The organism is Dactylosporangium sp. NPDC000244 (genome assembly GCF_040300725.1).
Taxonomy (GTDB): Bacteria; Actinomycetota; Actinomycetes; order Mycobacteriales; family Micromonosporaceae; genus Dactylosporangium.
In genome coordinates this window covers 42,113-56,783 of sequence record NZ_JBEPEH010000064.1, presented here as the reverse complement: position 1 = coordinate 56,783, position 14,671 = coordinate 42,113, and the positions used below count along the sequence as shown (strand labels likewise).

Sequence of the window (14,671 nt, the reverse complement as noted above, 5' to 3'; positions counted from 1 at the left end):
AAAAAAAAAAAACCTACCCACCAATCGCTCAAAAATCCCAACCTATAAAAAACCCCCCCGCCGGCCCCCCCCCCCCACCCCGGGGGGGCCCGCCGGCCCCCCCGGCCCCCCACACCCCGACCTAGGAGTTCTGGTGAACACCACCCCAGGGACACGCTGGGACGTCATCGTCGTCGGAGCCGGCGCCGGCGGCATGTCCACCGCGATCTTCGCCGCGCGCAACGGCGCGCGCGTGCTGGTCATCGACGCCGCGCCCGAGGAGGGCGGCGCCCTGCACCTGGCCACCGGCCAGCTCAGCGCGGCCGGCACCCGCCTGCAGCGCTCGAAGGGCATCGAGGACACGCCGGAGTCGCACCTCGCCGACATCGTCCGGATCAGCAAGGACACCGCCGACCGCGAGCTGGTCTGGCTGGCCGTCTCGAACGCCGCCGCGACCATCGACTGGCTCCTCGACGACCTCGCCATGCCGGTGCTGCCCGAGCACCCGGTGCGGGGCCAGAACCACGAGCACTACAGCCAGGACCGGTACTACTGGGGCCCCGACCTCGGCCGCTCCATTCTCGCCGCGGTCCGCGCACCGTTCCGCGAGCTGATCGACAGCGGCGCGGTCACCGCCCGCTTCGGCACCGAGGTCGTCGGGCTCGTCCAGGACCCCGAGGCGCAGGGTGGCCGCGTGACCGGCGTCGTCACCGCGGACGGCGAGGAGCACCACGGCACCAACGTCGTGCTCGCCACCGGCGGCTACAACGCGGACCCCGCGCTGTTCGAGAAGATGAACGGCGTCCCGGCGTACGCCGACGCCTCCTACCGCTTCGCGAGGGGCGCCGGGCACCGGCTGGGCGTCGACGCGGGCGGCTACACCCGCAACCACGACCTCTACCTGTGCTCGTTCGGCTCGGTCCTCGAGCACGACGACTTCCCGGCGCCGGTGCTGTGCCGGCCCGTGCACTGGCCCGAGATGCGCATGCCCTGGGAGATCTACGTCAACGTCGAGGGCCGCCGGTTCGTGGCCGAGGACGAGCCCAGCGTCGACGTGCGCGAGCACGCGCTGCTGCGCCAGACCGACCTGCGCCGCTACATCGTGTTCGACGGGCGGATGCTGCGCGAGGCGCCGCCGATGATCCCCGGCTGGAGCGCCGACGACGTGCGCGCGCACGCCGGGCGCCACCCCATGTTCCACGTCGCCGACGACCTGCGCACGCTGGCCGCCTCCGCCGGCATCGACCCGGACAACCTGGTCGCCACCGTCGAGGAGTACAACGCGAATCGCGACGGCGAGGACCCGCTCGGGCGCCGGTTCCGGCCGCTGCCGCTCGCCGAGGCGCCGTTCTACGCGATCCGCGTGCAGGGCATGTCGATCACCTCGACCGCCGGCCTGGCCGTCGACGCCGGGCTGCGCGTCGTGCGCCCCGACGGCACCGCCGTGCCCGGCCTCTACGCGCTCGGCGAGCTGCTCGGCTCAGGCGCGTTCATGGGCAACTCCTTCTGCGGCGGCATGCTCGCCACCCCGGCGATGACCTTCGGCCGGCTGCTCGGCACCGGGATCCTCTCGTGGTGAGCGCGGCGGCCACCGGCCCCCTCGCCGGCGTGCGGGTCATCGACCTGTCGACCATCCTCGCCGGCCCGCTGGCCTGTCAGCTCCTCGGCGACTACGGCGCCGACGTCATCAAGATCGAGCACCCGCTCAAGGGCGACGGCATGCGCGGCCACGGGCCGAGCAAGGACGGCGTCGCCCTGTGGTGGAAGGAGATCTCGCGCAACAAGCGCGCGGTCGCGCTGAACATCAAGGACCCCGCGGGCGCCGCGGTCCTGCTCGATCTCGTCGCCACCGCAGACGTGCTCGTCGAGAACTTCCGCCCGGGCACGCTGGAGAAGTGGGGCCTCGGTCCGGACGTGCTGCACGAGCGCAACCCGCGGCTCGTGGTCGCCCGCGTCACCGGCTTCGGGCAGACCGGCCCCTACGCGCAGCGCGCCGGCTTCGGCACCCTCGTCGAGGCGATGAGCGGGTTCGCGTACCTCACCGGCCCCGCCGACGGCCCGCCCACGCTCCCGGCGTTCGGCCTCGCCGACAGCATCTGCGGCCTCGCCGCCTCGACGGCGATCACGATGGCCCTGCTGCACCGCGAGCGCACCGGCGAGGGTCAGGTGATCGACCTCGACCTGCTCAGCCCGCTGACGACGGCGGTCGGCCCCGGCCCCACCGCCTATCAGCAGCTCGGCGTCGTGGAGACCCGGCACGGCAACCGCTCGACCAACAACGCGCCGCGCAACACGTACGAGACCCGCGACGGGCACTGGGTCGCGGTGTCCTCCAGCGCCCAGTCCATCGCCGAGCGGGTGATGCGCCTCGTCGGGCACCCCGAGGTCATCGACGAGCCCTGGTTCGCCTCCGGCCGCGGCCGGGCCGGGCACGCCGACGAGATCGACGCCTACGTCGGCGGCTGGGTCCGCGAGCGGGACCGCGCCGAGGTGGTGCGCGCCTTCACCGAGGCCGGGGCGGCGGTCGCGCCCATCTACTCCGCGCGCGACCTCGTCGAGGACGAGCACGTCCGGGCCACCGGCATGCTCACGGAGGTCGACGACGACGAGCTCGGCCCGGTGCTCATGCACAACGTGATGTGGCGGATGTCGGCGTCCCCCGGATCCATCCGCTTCACCGGGCGCCCCCTCGGCACCGACACCGAAGAGGTCCTGGCCGACCTCGGCTACGACCCCGAACGGGTCGCGGACCTGCGCAAACGGCAGGTCGTGGCATGACGATTCCCGAAGAGCGAGGAGAACCCGTGTCCGTCGACCCGCTGATCGCCGCGGTCAGTGCCGGCGTCGAGGTCCACGACCTCGGCCGCACGCTGCGCATCGGCATGCCGCAGTCGCCCAACCACCCGCCGTACTGGCACGCCCTGCCCCGGCGGCACGGCGACATGGTCCGCGGCGACGGCGGCTCGGCCGCGAACGACATGATCTCGATGGGCACGCACGTCGGCACCCACATCGACGCGCTGGCCCACGTGAGCCAGGACGGCCGGCTGGCCGACGGGTCCGACGCCCGCGAGGCGTCGGTCGGCGGCCGCTTCGACGCGCTCGGCGTGCACACCATCGAGCCGATGGTGCGCCCCGGGGTGCTGCTCGACGTCCCGGCCGCGCTCGGCTCGCCCGAGGGCCTCGAGGGCGGCTACGAGATCACCCCGGCCAACCTCGAGCTGACCGCGAAGGTCCAGGGCGTCACGATCCAAGAAGGCGATGTCGTACTGATCCGCAGCGGCTGGGGCCGGCACTTCGACGACTACGCGGCCTACGTCGGGCAGCACACCGGCGTGCCCGGCGTCAGCGAGGACGGCGCGACCTGGCTCGCCGAGCACCGCCCGCACGCCGTCGGGGCCGACACCATCGCCTTCGAGTGCCTCAAGCCCGGCGCCGGACACGGCCTCCTCCCGGCCCACCGCGTGCTGCTGGTCGAGCGGGGCATCTACATCATCGAGGCGATGGTGCTCGACGACCTCGCGGCGGCCGGTGTGCACCGGTTCACGTTCGTGCTGTCGCCGCTGAAGCTGTACGGCGCCACCGGCTCGCCGGTCCGCCCGCTGGCGGTGGTCTCCCGTGGCTGAGCCCACGCTCTCCCGCCGGATCGCCGAGCTGGCGGCCGAGACGCGTCCGGGCGGGCTGCCGGACGCGGTGCTGGCCAGCACCCGGCTGCGGGTCCTCGACACGCTGGGCCTGGCGCTGCGGGCCCAGGACCTCGACTCCAGCCGCGCCGTCATCGGCTACGTGGCCGACCAGGGCGGCCGGGCCGAGGCCACCGCGATCGGCGTCGCCGAGCGGGTGCCGGCGGCCCTGGCGGCGCTCGTCAACGGCACGCTCGCGCACTCCCTCGACTACGACGACACGCACCTGCCGTCGGTCCTGCACCCCAGCGCCGGCGTCGTGCCCGCCGCGCTCGCCGCGGCCGAGGCCGTCGGCGCGCCGGGCGCCGCGCTGCTCGCCGCGGTGGCGGTCGGCCTCGAGACCTGCGTGCGCATCGGCATGGCCGGCTACGACCCGGTCGCGGGCAACTCGACCTTCTTCGAGCACGGCCAGCACGCCACCTCGATCTGCGGCGCGCTCGGCGGCGCGGTCGCCGCGGCCATGCTGCACGGCCTCGACGCCGACGGCATCCAGTCCGCGCTCGGCGTCGCCGCCTCGATGGCCTCCGGCATCATCGAGGCCAACCGCACCGGCGGCACCGTGAAGCGGCTGCACTGCGGGTGGGCCGCGCACAGCGCCGTCACCGCCGCCGACCTGACCCGCCGCGGCCTCACCGGCCCGCCGACGGCGCTCGAGGGCCGGTTCGGCTTCTTCCAGGCCTTCCTGCACGGCACGTTCGACGCCGGCCAGGTCACCGACGGGCTCGGCGAGCGGTGGGCGGTCCCCGGCATCTTCTTCAAGCCCTACCCGGCCAACCACTTCACCCACACGACCGTCGACGCGGCCGCCGAGCTGCGCCGCCGCGGCGTGCGCCCGGCCGACGTCGAGGCCGTCGAGGTCGGCGTGCCTCGGCCGGTCATCCGGACCATCGGCGAGCCGATCGAGGTCAAGCGCGCGCCCGCGACGGGCTACCAGGCGCAGTTCTCGGCCCCGTACGCGGTCACCGTCGGCCTGTTCGGCGGCGGCGGCCTGGGCGCGGCGCTGGAGGACTACACCGACGCGCTGGCGGCCGACCCGGCCCGCCGCGAGCTGATGGCGAAGGTGAGCGTCGTGGCCGACCCGCGCTGCGACGCGATCTTCCCGCACCAGTTCCCGGCCGTGCTCACCGCGCGGCTGCGCGACGGGCGCACCGAGACCGTCGAGGTGCTCGCCAACCGCGGCGGCGACCAGTGGCCGCTGACCGACGAGGAGGTCGGGCGCAAGTTCGCCGACAACGCCGGCGCGGCCCTCCCGGCCGGCGAGGCCGAGCGGCTGCGCGCCGCCGTCCTCGCCCTCGACACGCTCGCCGACGTGCGCACCCTGCTCCACCCGTGAACCCGGAAGGACATCAACCATGACCCACTACGACCTGATCGTCCAAAACGTCCGGGTGGTCTCCCACGACGCTCCCGAGCCGGTCCCGGCCGACATCGGCATCGCCGAGGGCAAGATCGTCGCGGTCGCCGCGGGCCTGGACACCGCCGACGCCGCCGAGGTGGTCGGCGGCGTCGGCAAGCTCGCCTTCCCCGGCGTCGTCGACGCCCACCAGCACTGGGGCATCTACAACCCGCTCGACGTCGACACCGAGGTCGAGAGCCGGGCCGCGGCCCAGGGCGGGGTCACCACCGGCCTGAACTACATGCGCACCGGCCAGTACTACCTCAACAAGGGCGGCCCCTACGCCGAGGTCTTCCCCGAGGTGCTCGGCCTCTCCGAGGGCAACGCCTTCATCGACTACGCCTTCCATCTCGCCCCGATGAGCAAGGAGCACATCGACGAGATCCCGATGCTGGTCGAGCGGCACGGCGTCACCTCGTTCAAGATCTTCATGTTCTACGGCAGCCACGGCCTGCACGGCCGGTCCTCGGACCAGTCGAAGTTCCTGATGACCCCCGAGGGCGAGCGGTACGACATCGCCCACTTCGAGTTCGTGATGCGCGGCATCCAGAAGGCCCGCGAGCAGTTCCCCGACAAGGCCGAGGCGATCTCGCTGAGCCTGCACTGCGAGACCGCCGAGATCATGGCGGCCTACACGAAGCTGGTCGAGGAGGACGGCACCCTCACCGGGCTCGAGGCCTACTCCGCCTCCCGCCCGCCGCACTCGGAGGGCCTGGCCATCTCGATCGCGTCCTACCTCGCCCACGAGACCGGCCTGCCGAAGATCAACCTGCTGCACCTGAGCTCGGCGAAGGCCGTCGCGGCCGCCCTGCTCATGGCCAAGACGTTCCCGCACATCGACTTCCGCCGCGAGGTCACCATCGGGCACCTCGTCGCCGACATCCACACGGCCTCGGGCATCGGCGGCAAGGTGAACCCGCCGCTGCGCCCGCGCGAGGACGTCGAGGCGCTGTGGGAGCACCTGCTCGCCGGCGAGCTCGACTGGGTCGTCTCCGACCACGCCTGCTGCCGCGACGAGCAGAAGTTCGGCGCCGACCGCGACGACGTCTTCCTGGCCAAGTCCGGCTTCGGCGGCGCCGAGTACCTCCTGCCCGCCCTGGTCAGCGAGGGACGCAAGCGCGGCCTCGGCTGGGACCGGATCGCCGCGCTCACCGCGTGGAACCCGGCCCAGCGCTACGGCCTGCCGTCGAAGGGTGCCATCAAGGAGGGCCTCGACGCCGACCTGTGCCTGCTCGACGACGACCGCCCGTGGACGATCCGCGCCACCGACTCGCTCTCGGCCCAGGAGTACACGCCGTTCGAGGGCTTCGAGCTCAGCGCCGCCGTCACCGACACGTTCGTGCGCGGCATGCGGGTGCTCACCGACGGTGTGGTCACCGGCGAGCCGCGCGGCCGCTACCTGCACCGCCCCACGGGATCGTGACGCCCGATCTGGTCGCCCTCTACGTCCCCGGGGACCGGCCGGCGCTGTTCGGCAAGGCGCTGGCCGGCCCCGCGGACGTGGTGATCCTGGATCTCGAGGACGCGGTCCCGGCCGGCGGCAAGGACGCCGCCCGCGCCGCGGTCCGCGCCTGGCTGCTCGGGCTCGACCCGCCGGCCCGGGCCCGGATCTCGGTGCGGGTCAACGGGGTCGGCACGCCGGGCGGCGACGACGACCTGGCCGCCCTGGCCGACGTCGCCGGGCTGCACTCGGTCCGGGTACCCAAGGTCGAGTCGCCCGCCGAGGTCGCGCGGGTCGTCGCCGCGCTCGGCCCGGTCCCCGTGCACGCCCTGCTGGAGTCGGCCGTCGGCATCGAGGCCGCGGCCGACATCGCCCGCGCCCCGCAGGTCGCCGCGCTCGCCCTCGGCGAGGCGGACCTGCGCAGCGACCTCGGCGTCACCTCCGACGCCGGCCTCGCCTGGGCCCGCTCGCGGGTGGTCGTCGCCGCCCGCGCGGCCGGCCTGCCCGCGCCCATGATGTCGGCCTGGACCGACCTCGCCGACACCGACGGCCTGATCGCCTCCTGCCGCGCCGGCCGGGCGATGGGCTTCCTCGGCCGCACCGCCGTCCACCCGAAGCAGGTCGAGCCCATCCTGACCGGGTTCGCCCCGGACCCGGGGGAGGTCGCCGCCGCACAGGCGCTGCTCGACAGCCTCGCCGCCGCCGGGGCCGGCGGGCGCGCCGTCGCGGTCACCGCGACCGGCCGCATGGTCGACCCCGCGATGGTCCGCGGCGCCGAACGTGTCCTCGCCGTCCACGCCCACATCCGCCGCTGCCTGGGAGCCGCCACGTGACCACCGTTCCGCACTGGATCTCCGGGGCCGAGGTGGCCCCCACCGGCCGCACCGCCCCGGTGACCGACCCGGCCACCGGCGCCGAGACCGCCCGCGTCGGCCTGGCCGACCGGGCCGTGGCCGACGCCGCCGTGAAATCCGCGACCGCCGCGTTCGCCGACTGGAGCGAGACCTCGCTCGCCCGCCGCGCCACGGTGCTGTTCCGCTTCCGGGAGCTGCTCAACGAGCGAGCCGACGAGCTCGCCGCGATCATCACCGCCGAGCACGGCAAGGTCCTCGACGACGCCCGCGGCGAGGTCGCCCGCGGCCGCGAGGTCGTCGAGTTCGCCTGCGGCATGCCCCACCTGCTCAAGGGCGGCTTCACCGAGAACGCCTCGACCGCCGTCGACGTGCACTCCCTGCGCCAGCCGCTCGGCCCCGTCGTGATCATCAGCCCGTTCAACTTCCCGGCGATGGTCCCGATGTGGTTCTTCCCGATCGCGATCGCGGCCGGCAACACCGTCGTGCTCAAGCCCAGCGAGAAGGTCCCCACCGCCGCCCTGTGGCTGGCCCGCCTGTGGCAGGAGGCCGGCCTGCCCGACGGCGTCTTCAACGTCGTCAACGGCGACAAGGAGGCGGTCGACGCCCTGCTCGAGCACCCCGACGTGGCCGCCGTGTCGTTCGTCGGCTCGACCCCGGTCGCGTCGTACGTCCACGAGACCGCCAGCCGCCACGGCAAGCGCGTGCAGGCCCTGGGCGGCGCCAAGAACCACATGCTGGTGCTGCCCGACGCCGACCTCGACCTGGCCGCCGACCAGGCCGTGAACGCCGGCTTCGGCTCGGCCGGCCAGCGCTGCATGGCCATCTCGGTGGTCGTCGCCGTCGGTGAGACGGCCGACGACCTGGTCGAGCGGATCGCCGAGCGGGCCCGCAGCCTGCGCACCGGCGACGGCCGCCGCGGCTGCGACATGGGCCCGCTGGTCTCGGCCGCGGCCCGGGACCGGGTGACGTCCGCGATCGCGGCGGGCGAGGCCGCGGGCGCCCGGGTGGTCGTCGACGGCCGCGACGGCGCCTACGACGCCGAGGGCGAGGGCTTCTTCGTGGGCCCGACCCTGCTCGACGGCGTCGAGCCCGGCATGTCCGTCTACACCGACGAGATCTTCGGCCCCGTCCTGTCGGTCGTGCGCGTCGCGTCGTACGAGGAGGGCGTGGCCCTGATCAACGCCAACCCGTACGGCAACGGCACCGCGATCTTCACCGCCGACGGGGGCGCCGCGCGCCGCTTCTGCCGCGAGATCCAGGTCGGCATGGTCGGCGTCAACGTGCCCGTCCCGGTGCCGATGGCGTACTACTCCTTCGGCGGCTGGAAGTCCTCCCTCTTCGGCGACGTGCACGCGCACGGCACCGAGGGCGTGCACTTCTTCACGAGGGCCAAGGTCGTGACGACCCGCTGGAGCGACCCGAGCCAGCGCGGCCTGTCCCTGGGCTTCCCGGTCAACACCTGAGCGCGGCGCGGTTCCGCGGGGCGAGCGGGTCCTCGCCCCGCGGAACCGGCCGGTGCGTCAGCTGTAGTCGAGCGTGAAGGTGTTGCAGACGAAGTTGGACCTGCCGGCGGTACCGCTCAGCTCGAAGCCGAACTGGACCTGCCCCACGGTCACATCGCCCCACCAGCCGTTGGTGCGCAGCCAGTTCATGACGGCCAGCACGTCCACGGTGCCGGAGCCGGTGCTGGCGGTCCGCACGAACGAGAACACCGCGTTGGCGCCGTTCGAGCCGCGGTACACGTTCCAGGTGTGCCCGCCCACGCTCACGTTGCGGGCGTTGGGCACCGCGCCGTTGGAGTCGTAGGACTCCGCGATCGGCCCGACCGCGCCGTGCTGGTTGGTCCAGATCATGACCTCGTAGGCGTTGTTGTTCGCCCAGATGTCGTACGCGGTCTCGTAGTCGCCGTCGGCGGCCACGGACACGTTGAACGTGCTGCGCACCGAGCCCAGCGAGCTCAGGGTCCGGTTGAGCGTCTTGCCGGTGTGCGGGTAGGACTTCACCCCGCTCGTGCGCGGGTGCTCGGCCACGACGCCCCAGTTCATCCCGGTGCGCGCCCAGATGGTCTGCGGCCCCGCGCCGCCGCCCCAGACGTCGTTGATCACGGTGTACCCGTTGTTCGTCCACTGGTCCCAGGCGCCCGTCGCCACCCAGGCGGCGTCGGAGGGCACGCCGCCGGGGTTGCCCGACGTCGGCGTGGGGGTCGGGGACGCGCTGGTGCGCGAGGGGGTCGGCGTCGGGGAGTTCGTCACGGTACCCGTGCAGGCCGTCCCGTTCAGCGTGAAGCTCGACGGCACCGGGTTGCTGCCGGTCCACGAGCCGTTGAAGCCGAACGACGTGCTGGCGCCGGTGGCGACCGAGCCGTTGTACCCGGCGTTCTTCGCGGTCACCGTGGAGCCGCTCTGGGTGACCGTGGCGTTCCAGGCCTGGGTGACCGTCTGGCCGGCCGAGTACGACCACACGACCGTCCAGTTGGAGATCGGGTCCCCGAGGTTCGTGATCGTCACGTTGGCCCCGAACCCTCCGGGCCAGGAACTGCTGATCTGGTAGCCGACCCGGCACCCGGCGGCGGCGGACGCGGGCAGGGCGATGGCCACGGCCCCGGCCGCCCCGACGGCGACCACGGCCCCGAGGGCGAGTGCGAGCGTGCGGGTTCTTCGCATGGCGGTACGACCCCTTCTTCCGACCGTTCGTTGTAACGACCACTGTCGATGCGCTTCGACAGTGGGGTCAACATGCGCCGTCACAGACCCGCCGAACCCGACGCAAACGCGTGAAAATTACCGGCCCGGGGGCTGCCCTACACTCCCGATCCATGACCCGGCTGGGCATCGACTTCGGCACCTCCACCACCGTCGCCGTCCTGCACCGCCCCGACGGCCGGCGGCAGCAGCTGCTCTTGGACGGCTCGCCCCTGCTGCCCTCGGCCGTCCTGCTCGGCCCGGACGGCCGCCTGCACACCGGCCGCGACGCCGCCCACCTCGCCCGCAGCGCGCCGCAGCGCCTGGAGCCCAACCCGAAGCGCCGCATCGACGACGGCACGGTCCTGCTCGCCGACGCCGAGGTGCCCGTCGCCGACCTCGTCGCGGCCGTCCTGGCCCGCGTGCTGACCGAGGCCGACCGGGTCCTGGGCCCGCTCGGCCCGGTCCGCGACGCCGTGCTCACCCACCCCGCCGACTGGGGCTCGGCCCGCCGCGCCCTGCTGCGCGAGGCCGCCCACCGCGCCGGCCTGCGCGCCGTCGACCTCGTCCCCGAGCCGCTCGCGGCGGCCGCCGCCTTCGCCGCCCGGCACGGCACGCCGATGCCCGAGGGCGCCCATCTGCTCGTCTACGACCTCGGCGCCGGCACGTGCGACGTGACCCTGCTGCGCCGCACCGCGACCGGCTTCCGCCAGGTGGCCTCGGAGGGCCGGGGCGACGTCGGCGGCCTCGACATCGACGCGGCCGTCGTCGCGTTCCTGACGCGGTCGTACGGTCCATTGTGGACGAATCCGGCGGACCGCCGGCGCCTGTGGGACGACGTGCGCTCGGCCAAGGAGATGCTGTCGCGCGCCAGCGGCACCGTGGTCATGCTCCCCGCTCCGGGCCGCGAGGCCCCGCTCGGCCGCGAGCAGCTGCAGGAGCTGGCCCGCCCGGTCCTGGAGCCGACGATCGCGATGACCCGGGCACTGCTGCTGGCCGAGGGCGTCCGCCCGGCGCAGGTGGCGGCCCTGTTCCTGGTCGGCGGCGCGAGCCGCACCCCGCTGGTGGCCACGATGCTGCACGAGGCCCTCGGCCTGGCCCCGGTCGTGGCGGAGCAGCCGGAGCTGGTGGTCGCCGAGGGCGCCCTGCACCTGGTCGCCGGCGACGTCCCCGACGTTCCCGGCCTTCCCGACGTTCCCGGCCTTCCTGACGTCGTGGACGAGCCCACGGTCGTCGTCCCGTCGCCCGTGCCCCCGGCTCCCGCCCGGCGCCGTGGCCTGCGGGCGGCCCTGGCCGGTGCGGCCGTGCTGGTGGTGGCCTTCGCCGCCTTCGCGACCTACATGACCGTGACCACGAACGAGCCCGACGACCCGCAGCCGCTCCCGAGCACCCCCGCGGCCCGCTACGACTTCACCAAGGCCCCCGACGACCTGTGCGCCCACCTCGACCTGACCGAGTTGCGCACCGTCTACGACACCGAGGAGGAGGCCCCCAGGCCGCGGCGCACCCTGAACGGCCAGATGGGCTCCGCGAACTGCTCCACGACCCGCCGCAACGCCCGGGCGACGGTCTTCGCGCGCGTCTCCGGCACCGTCACCGTCCGCGCCGACCCGCGGCTGACCACGGCCGACTACGAGCAGATGGTCGCCCAGGAGGCGAAGAACAACGACACCCCGGAGGCGGCCCCCGGCCTGGGCGACGAGGCCGTCGTCTACCGCGCGAAGGACTCGAGCAGACGCGCCGCGACGGACCTGACGCTGATCCTGGGCCTGCGCGAGGCGAACCTGATGTGGCAGCTCGTCCTGACGGTGACGAGGAGCGACGCCAAGGGCTGGACCCCGGCCGAGCTGACCGACCTGCGCACCCGCCTGATCACCGTCACGCGGGCGACCCTGCCGGGGCTGACCGCCGCCCTGACCTGAGTCAGCCGGCGTAGGGCATGATCGCCGCGGCCGTCAGCCCGCACGCGAGATAGCCGCCCAGGGTGTGGAAGTCGACGACCCCGAGGTACGCCTCCTCGTGCTGGTCCACCGGAAAGCGGTCACCGAGGCGCTTCGGCACCGCGATCAGGTCGCCCGGGTCGGCGATGTTCACCCAGCGGCCGACGCCCGGCGGTCGCCCGCCCCGCCCGTCGGCCGGCTCCGGCTCCAGGGCCTCGAAGATGGCGCCGGGGAGCCCGAGCGGCGAGCCGAGCGTGATCAGCAGGTCGACCTCGGCCCCGGTGGCGTGCAGCGTCTCGTACGCCACCACGGTGCCGAGCGAGTGCGCGACGAGCACGCGCGGCCGGTGCTGCTCGATGGCCCCGGCTACGGCCTGCCGGACCCGGGCGCGCACGGCCGGCCGGGTCAGGTACACGTACACCTCCCGCAGCACCGCCGTCATGACCCGCGCGAGCGCCTGCGGGCCGACGTTGCGCCGCCGGGCGAGCCAGTCCATCGCCGCGCGCAGCGGCGCGGTCGCCGGCCCCTGTGCGACCTCTGCCGGTGCGCCGAGCTCCCGCAGCCACTGCCACAGCATCGCCCGCTCCGGCGGCTCCAGGGCCTCCAGCGGTACGCCGGCCGACTGCGCACCCTGATCGAGCAGGTGGGCGTAGTAGGCCGCGGCGAGCTCCGGCACGGGCATGTGCCCCAGGCCCGCGGCGCGGTAGCCCTCGGCGAGCCGGGGCTGCAACTCCACGGCCATCGCGGTGGCGGCCTGCGGCGGGCTCAGCGCGGCGCGCAGGTTCGAGATGCCGTGCACGGTGAGCACGCGGCGTTGGTCCGGCATCGGGTTCCCTCCAGGGCGGCTCGGGGACGGCACGGTGTCAGTCGGAGTCGGCGTTCATGCGGGCGACGCCGAGCGCGTCGAGCCGGCGCATGGCGTCGAGGATCAGCGCCGTGGCGGCACCGGGGTGGTCGTTGAAGATCTCCCGGGCGCGCCGCAACCCGTTGCGGGTGCCGTCGAAGTCGTGCCGCATGACGTCGCCCGGGGTGCGGGTCGAGGCCCGCAGCATCTCCTGGTCGAACATGCGCTCCGCCTCGGCGAGCAGGTCCGCCGCGTATTCGGTGAGCCGCTCGCTCGGCGGCGGCGGGTCGGTCAGGCTGCCGGCCGTCACCACCAGGGCGCGCACGACCCGGGCGGTGTAGAACCACGACGGCCCGTCGAGCTCCGGCAGCTCGGCGAAGACCTGGTTCGGCTGGTCCCACAGCCGCATCAGCCCCGCGTGGCGGCGCCGGCTCAGGTGCGACCAGATCGCGTCGGCCAGGTCGAGATGGCGCTGGCGCTGCTCGGTGGTCTGCGTCTCGCCGGCGACCCGGGCGGTGCACTCCAGCAGCAGCGGCGCGTAGTCGTTGAAGGCCAGCCCGACCTCGGGGCCGATGGTCTCGGCGCCCGGGAGGCGCACCACGAAGCCGGGATGGTGGTGGACCAGGGCGGAGTCGCCGGCCATCGCCCTGCGGTTGATCCGGCCACGGGTCGCCAGCTCCGACAGCACCGCGCCGAACCGCGCCCAGCCGTTCGGCGTCGCCGGGGCACCGACGCCGCCGATCGTCAGCCAGGCGACCATCACGGTGAAGTAGTCGGACTCGGACCCGTCGCTCGTGCGCCACGGCACGTCCTCGATCGGCCAGGCGCCGTCGCCGAAGGTCGCCATCGTGCTCCAGAACGCGCGGGTGACGTCGCCGCGCCGGCGCAGCTCCTGCGCGAGCCGCTGCTGCTCGTCGTTGAGCAGGCCGAGCAGGCGGGTCCGTTCCGAGGCGAGCTCGTCGATCGCCTGCATCGCCTCGACGGTGAACACCAGATAGGGTTCGTCCTCGGCCACGCCGTCGGGCTGGATCTCGACCGGATCGCTGGTGGGCACGGTCGGGGCGTCCCGGACGACGCCCCAGCTCCAGCCGCACTCGAACAGCTTCGTCGCGGCCTCGTCGGTGATCGCGCCCGACCCGATCCTGAAGTCGCGCAACGTGGCCGCGGTGTCCTGCAGCTCGAGGCGGAGCCGCTCGAGGAGCCGGCGCCGGGGCAGGGCGGTCTGGTTGGTCCGGCCCAGCATCACGTCGCCCGCGGGCGAGTCGTCGTCGAAGGCGTCGACGACGAAGCTGCGCAGCAGGCCCACCATGGCCGCGGAGAGCCGTCGCGACGCCAGGTTCTCCAGGTCCTCGAGATCCTGCTGCAGGACGTTGCGCCGGACGTGCTGGCGGAAGACCCGCACGAAGCCGATGACGGCCAGGCACAGGGTGACCGAGATCGAGTAGGAGGACACCAGGTCCATGGACTTCTGCCGCGGCGTCACCGCCTCCCCGGGCTCGGCGGCCTCCAGGTACCCGTCGCCGCCGAACAGCGCCTGGCCGGTGCCCGGGTCGGTGTGGCGGCCGAAGTACTCCCGCATGACGGTGGTCAGGCGCCGCGGTACCTCGCGGGAGTCGCCGATGCGCTGGACGGCCTGCAGCACCCCGTCGGTGGTCTCGTCGGGGCTGTCCAGCGCCATGCCGGCCACCTGCGTCGCCGGGTACAGCAGGCACAGCAGCTGCTCGGCGTCGCTGATGGAGTTGGAGTCCCCGCGGCCGCCCCATCGCCAGTCGAAGTCGAAACCGCCCCGGTACGAGTTCCTGATGACCTCGCGCCAGATCGCCAGCAGCTCATCGGTCGGCTGCATCCGCATC

11 protein-coding genes are annotated in these 14,671 nt (G+C 73.9%); 8 read left to right on the top strand and 3 right to left on the bottom strand.

What is annotated here, in order from left to right:
* The first annotated feature begins 133 nt into the window (after window positions 1–133).
* Genes ABT369_RS53700 through ABT369_RS53670 form a run of 7 tightly spaced genes read left to right on the top strand, consistent with a single transcriptional unit; the run spans window position 134 to window position 8,816 of the window.
* Window positions 134–1,558 (top strand): FAD-dependent oxidoreductase, encoded by a 1,425-nt coding sequence (locus ABT369_RS53700; RefSeq protein WP_350625756.1) that lies wholly within the window; start codon window positions 134–136, stop codon window positions 1,556–1,558.
* On the top strand, window positions 1,555–2,757 hold the full coding sequence (locus ABT369_RS53695; protein ID WP_350625754.1) for a CaiB/BaiF CoA transferase family protein: 1,203 nt from the start codon (window positions 1,555–1,557) through the stop codon (window positions 2,755–2,757). Before ABT369_RS53700 ends, ABT369_RS53695 begins: the two co-directional genes overlap by 4 nt.
* On the top strand, window positions 2,754–3,605 hold the full coding sequence (locus ABT369_RS53690; protein WP_350625752.1) for a cyclase family protein: 852 nt from the start codon (window positions 2,754–2,756) through the stop codon (window positions 3,603–3,605). Before ABT369_RS53695 ends, ABT369_RS53690 begins: the two co-directional genes overlap by 4 nt.
* Window positions 3,598–4,995 (top strand): MmgE/PrpD family protein, encoded by a 1,398-nt coding sequence (locus ABT369_RS53685; RefSeq protein WP_350625751.1) that lies wholly within the window; start codon window positions 3,598–3,600, stop codon window positions 4,993–4,995. Before ABT369_RS53690 ends, ABT369_RS53685 begins: the two co-directional genes overlap by 8 nt.
* 19 nt (window positions 4,996–5,014) lie before the next feature.
* Window positions 5,015–6,481, top strand: a complete 1,467-nt coding sequence (locus ABT369_RS53680; protein ID WP_350625749.1) for a dihydroorotase — start codon at window positions 5,015–5,017, stop codon at window positions 6,479–6,481.
* Window positions 6,478–7,332, top strand: a complete 855-nt coding sequence (locus ABT369_RS53675; RefSeq protein WP_350625747.1) for an HpcH/HpaI aldolase/citrate lyase family protein — start codon at window positions 6,478–6,480, stop codon at window positions 7,330–7,332. The genes ABT369_RS53680 and ABT369_RS53675 overlap by 4 nt, the downstream gene beginning before the upstream one ends.
* On the top strand, window positions 7,329–8,816 hold the full coding sequence (locus tag ABT369_RS53670; protein WP_502891942.1) for a CoA-acylating methylmalonate-semialdehyde dehydrogenase: 1,488 nt from the start codon (window positions 7,329–7,331) through the stop codon (window positions 8,814–8,816). The genes ABT369_RS53675 and ABT369_RS53670 overlap by 4 nt, the downstream gene beginning before the upstream one ends.
* A gap of 57 nt (window positions 8,817–8,873) precedes the next feature.
* Here ABT369_RS53670 and ABT369_RS53665 read toward each other — a convergent pair whose 3' ends face one another.
* On the bottom strand, window positions 8,874–10,016 hold the full coding sequence (locus ABT369_RS53665; protein ID WP_350625745.1) for a glycoside hydrolase family 12 protein: 1,143 nt from the start codon (window positions 10,014–10,016) through the stop codon (window positions 8,874–8,876).
* Between the two features lie 152 nt (window positions 10,017–10,168).
* On the opposite strand from ABT369_RS53665, the gene ABT369_RS53660 reads away from it, so the two are divergent.
* Window positions 10,169–11,956: an Hsp70 family protein gene (locus tag ABT369_RS53660; protein WP_350625743.1), complete on the top strand. Its 1,788-nt coding sequence runs from the start codon at window positions 10,169–10,171 to the stop codon at window positions 11,954–11,956.
* Between the two features lies 1 nt (window position 11,957).
* Here ABT369_RS53660 and ABT369_RS53655 read toward each other — a convergent pair whose 3' ends face one another.
* Together ABT369_RS53655 and ABT369_RS53650 are read right to left on the bottom strand one after the other, a co-directional pair.
* Window positions 11,958–12,800: a hypothetical protein gene (locus ABT369_RS53655; RefSeq protein ID WP_350625741.1), complete on the bottom strand. Its 843-nt coding sequence runs from the start codon at window positions 12,798–12,800 to the stop codon at window positions 11,958–11,960.
* Window positions 12,801–12,837: 37 nt separating this feature from the next.
* The gene (locus ABT369_RS53650) at window positions 12,838–14,670 is read right to left on the bottom strand and encodes an SCO2524 family protein (protein WP_350625739.1); all 1,833 of its coding nucleotides are present in this window, start codon (window positions 14,668–14,670) and stop codon (window positions 12,838–12,840) included.
* Between the last annotated feature and the right edge of the window lies 1 nt (window position 14,671).

What these genes read in the sequence shown, in the direction of transcription:
- ABT369_RS53655 (WP_350625741.1), bottom strand. Translation starts at nt 12,800, where the DNA reads ATGCCGGACCAACGCCGCGTGCTCACCGTGCACGGCATCTCGAACCTG.
- ABT369_RS53665 (WP_350625745.1), bottom strand. Translation starts at nt 10,016, where the DNA reads ATGCGAAGAACCCGCACGCTCGCACTCGCCCTCGGGGCCGTGGTCGCC.
- ABT369_RS53690 (WP_350625752.1), top strand. Translation starts at nt 2,754, where the DNA reads ATGACGATTCCCGAAGAGCGAGGAGAACCCGTGTCCGTCGACCCGCTG.
- ABT369_RS53650 (WP_350625739.1), bottom strand. Translation starts at nt 14,670, where the DNA reads ATGCGGATGCAGCCGACCGATGAGCTGCTGGCGATCTGGCGCGAGGTC.
- ABT369_RS53660 (WP_350625743.1), top strand. Translation starts at nt 10,169, where the DNA reads ATGACCCGGCTGGGCATCGACTTCGGCACCTCCACCACCGTCGCCGTC.
- ABT369_RS53680 (WP_350625749.1), top strand. Translation starts at nt 5,015, where the DNA reads ATGACCCACTACGACCTGATCGTCCAAAACGTCCGGGTGGTCTCCCAC.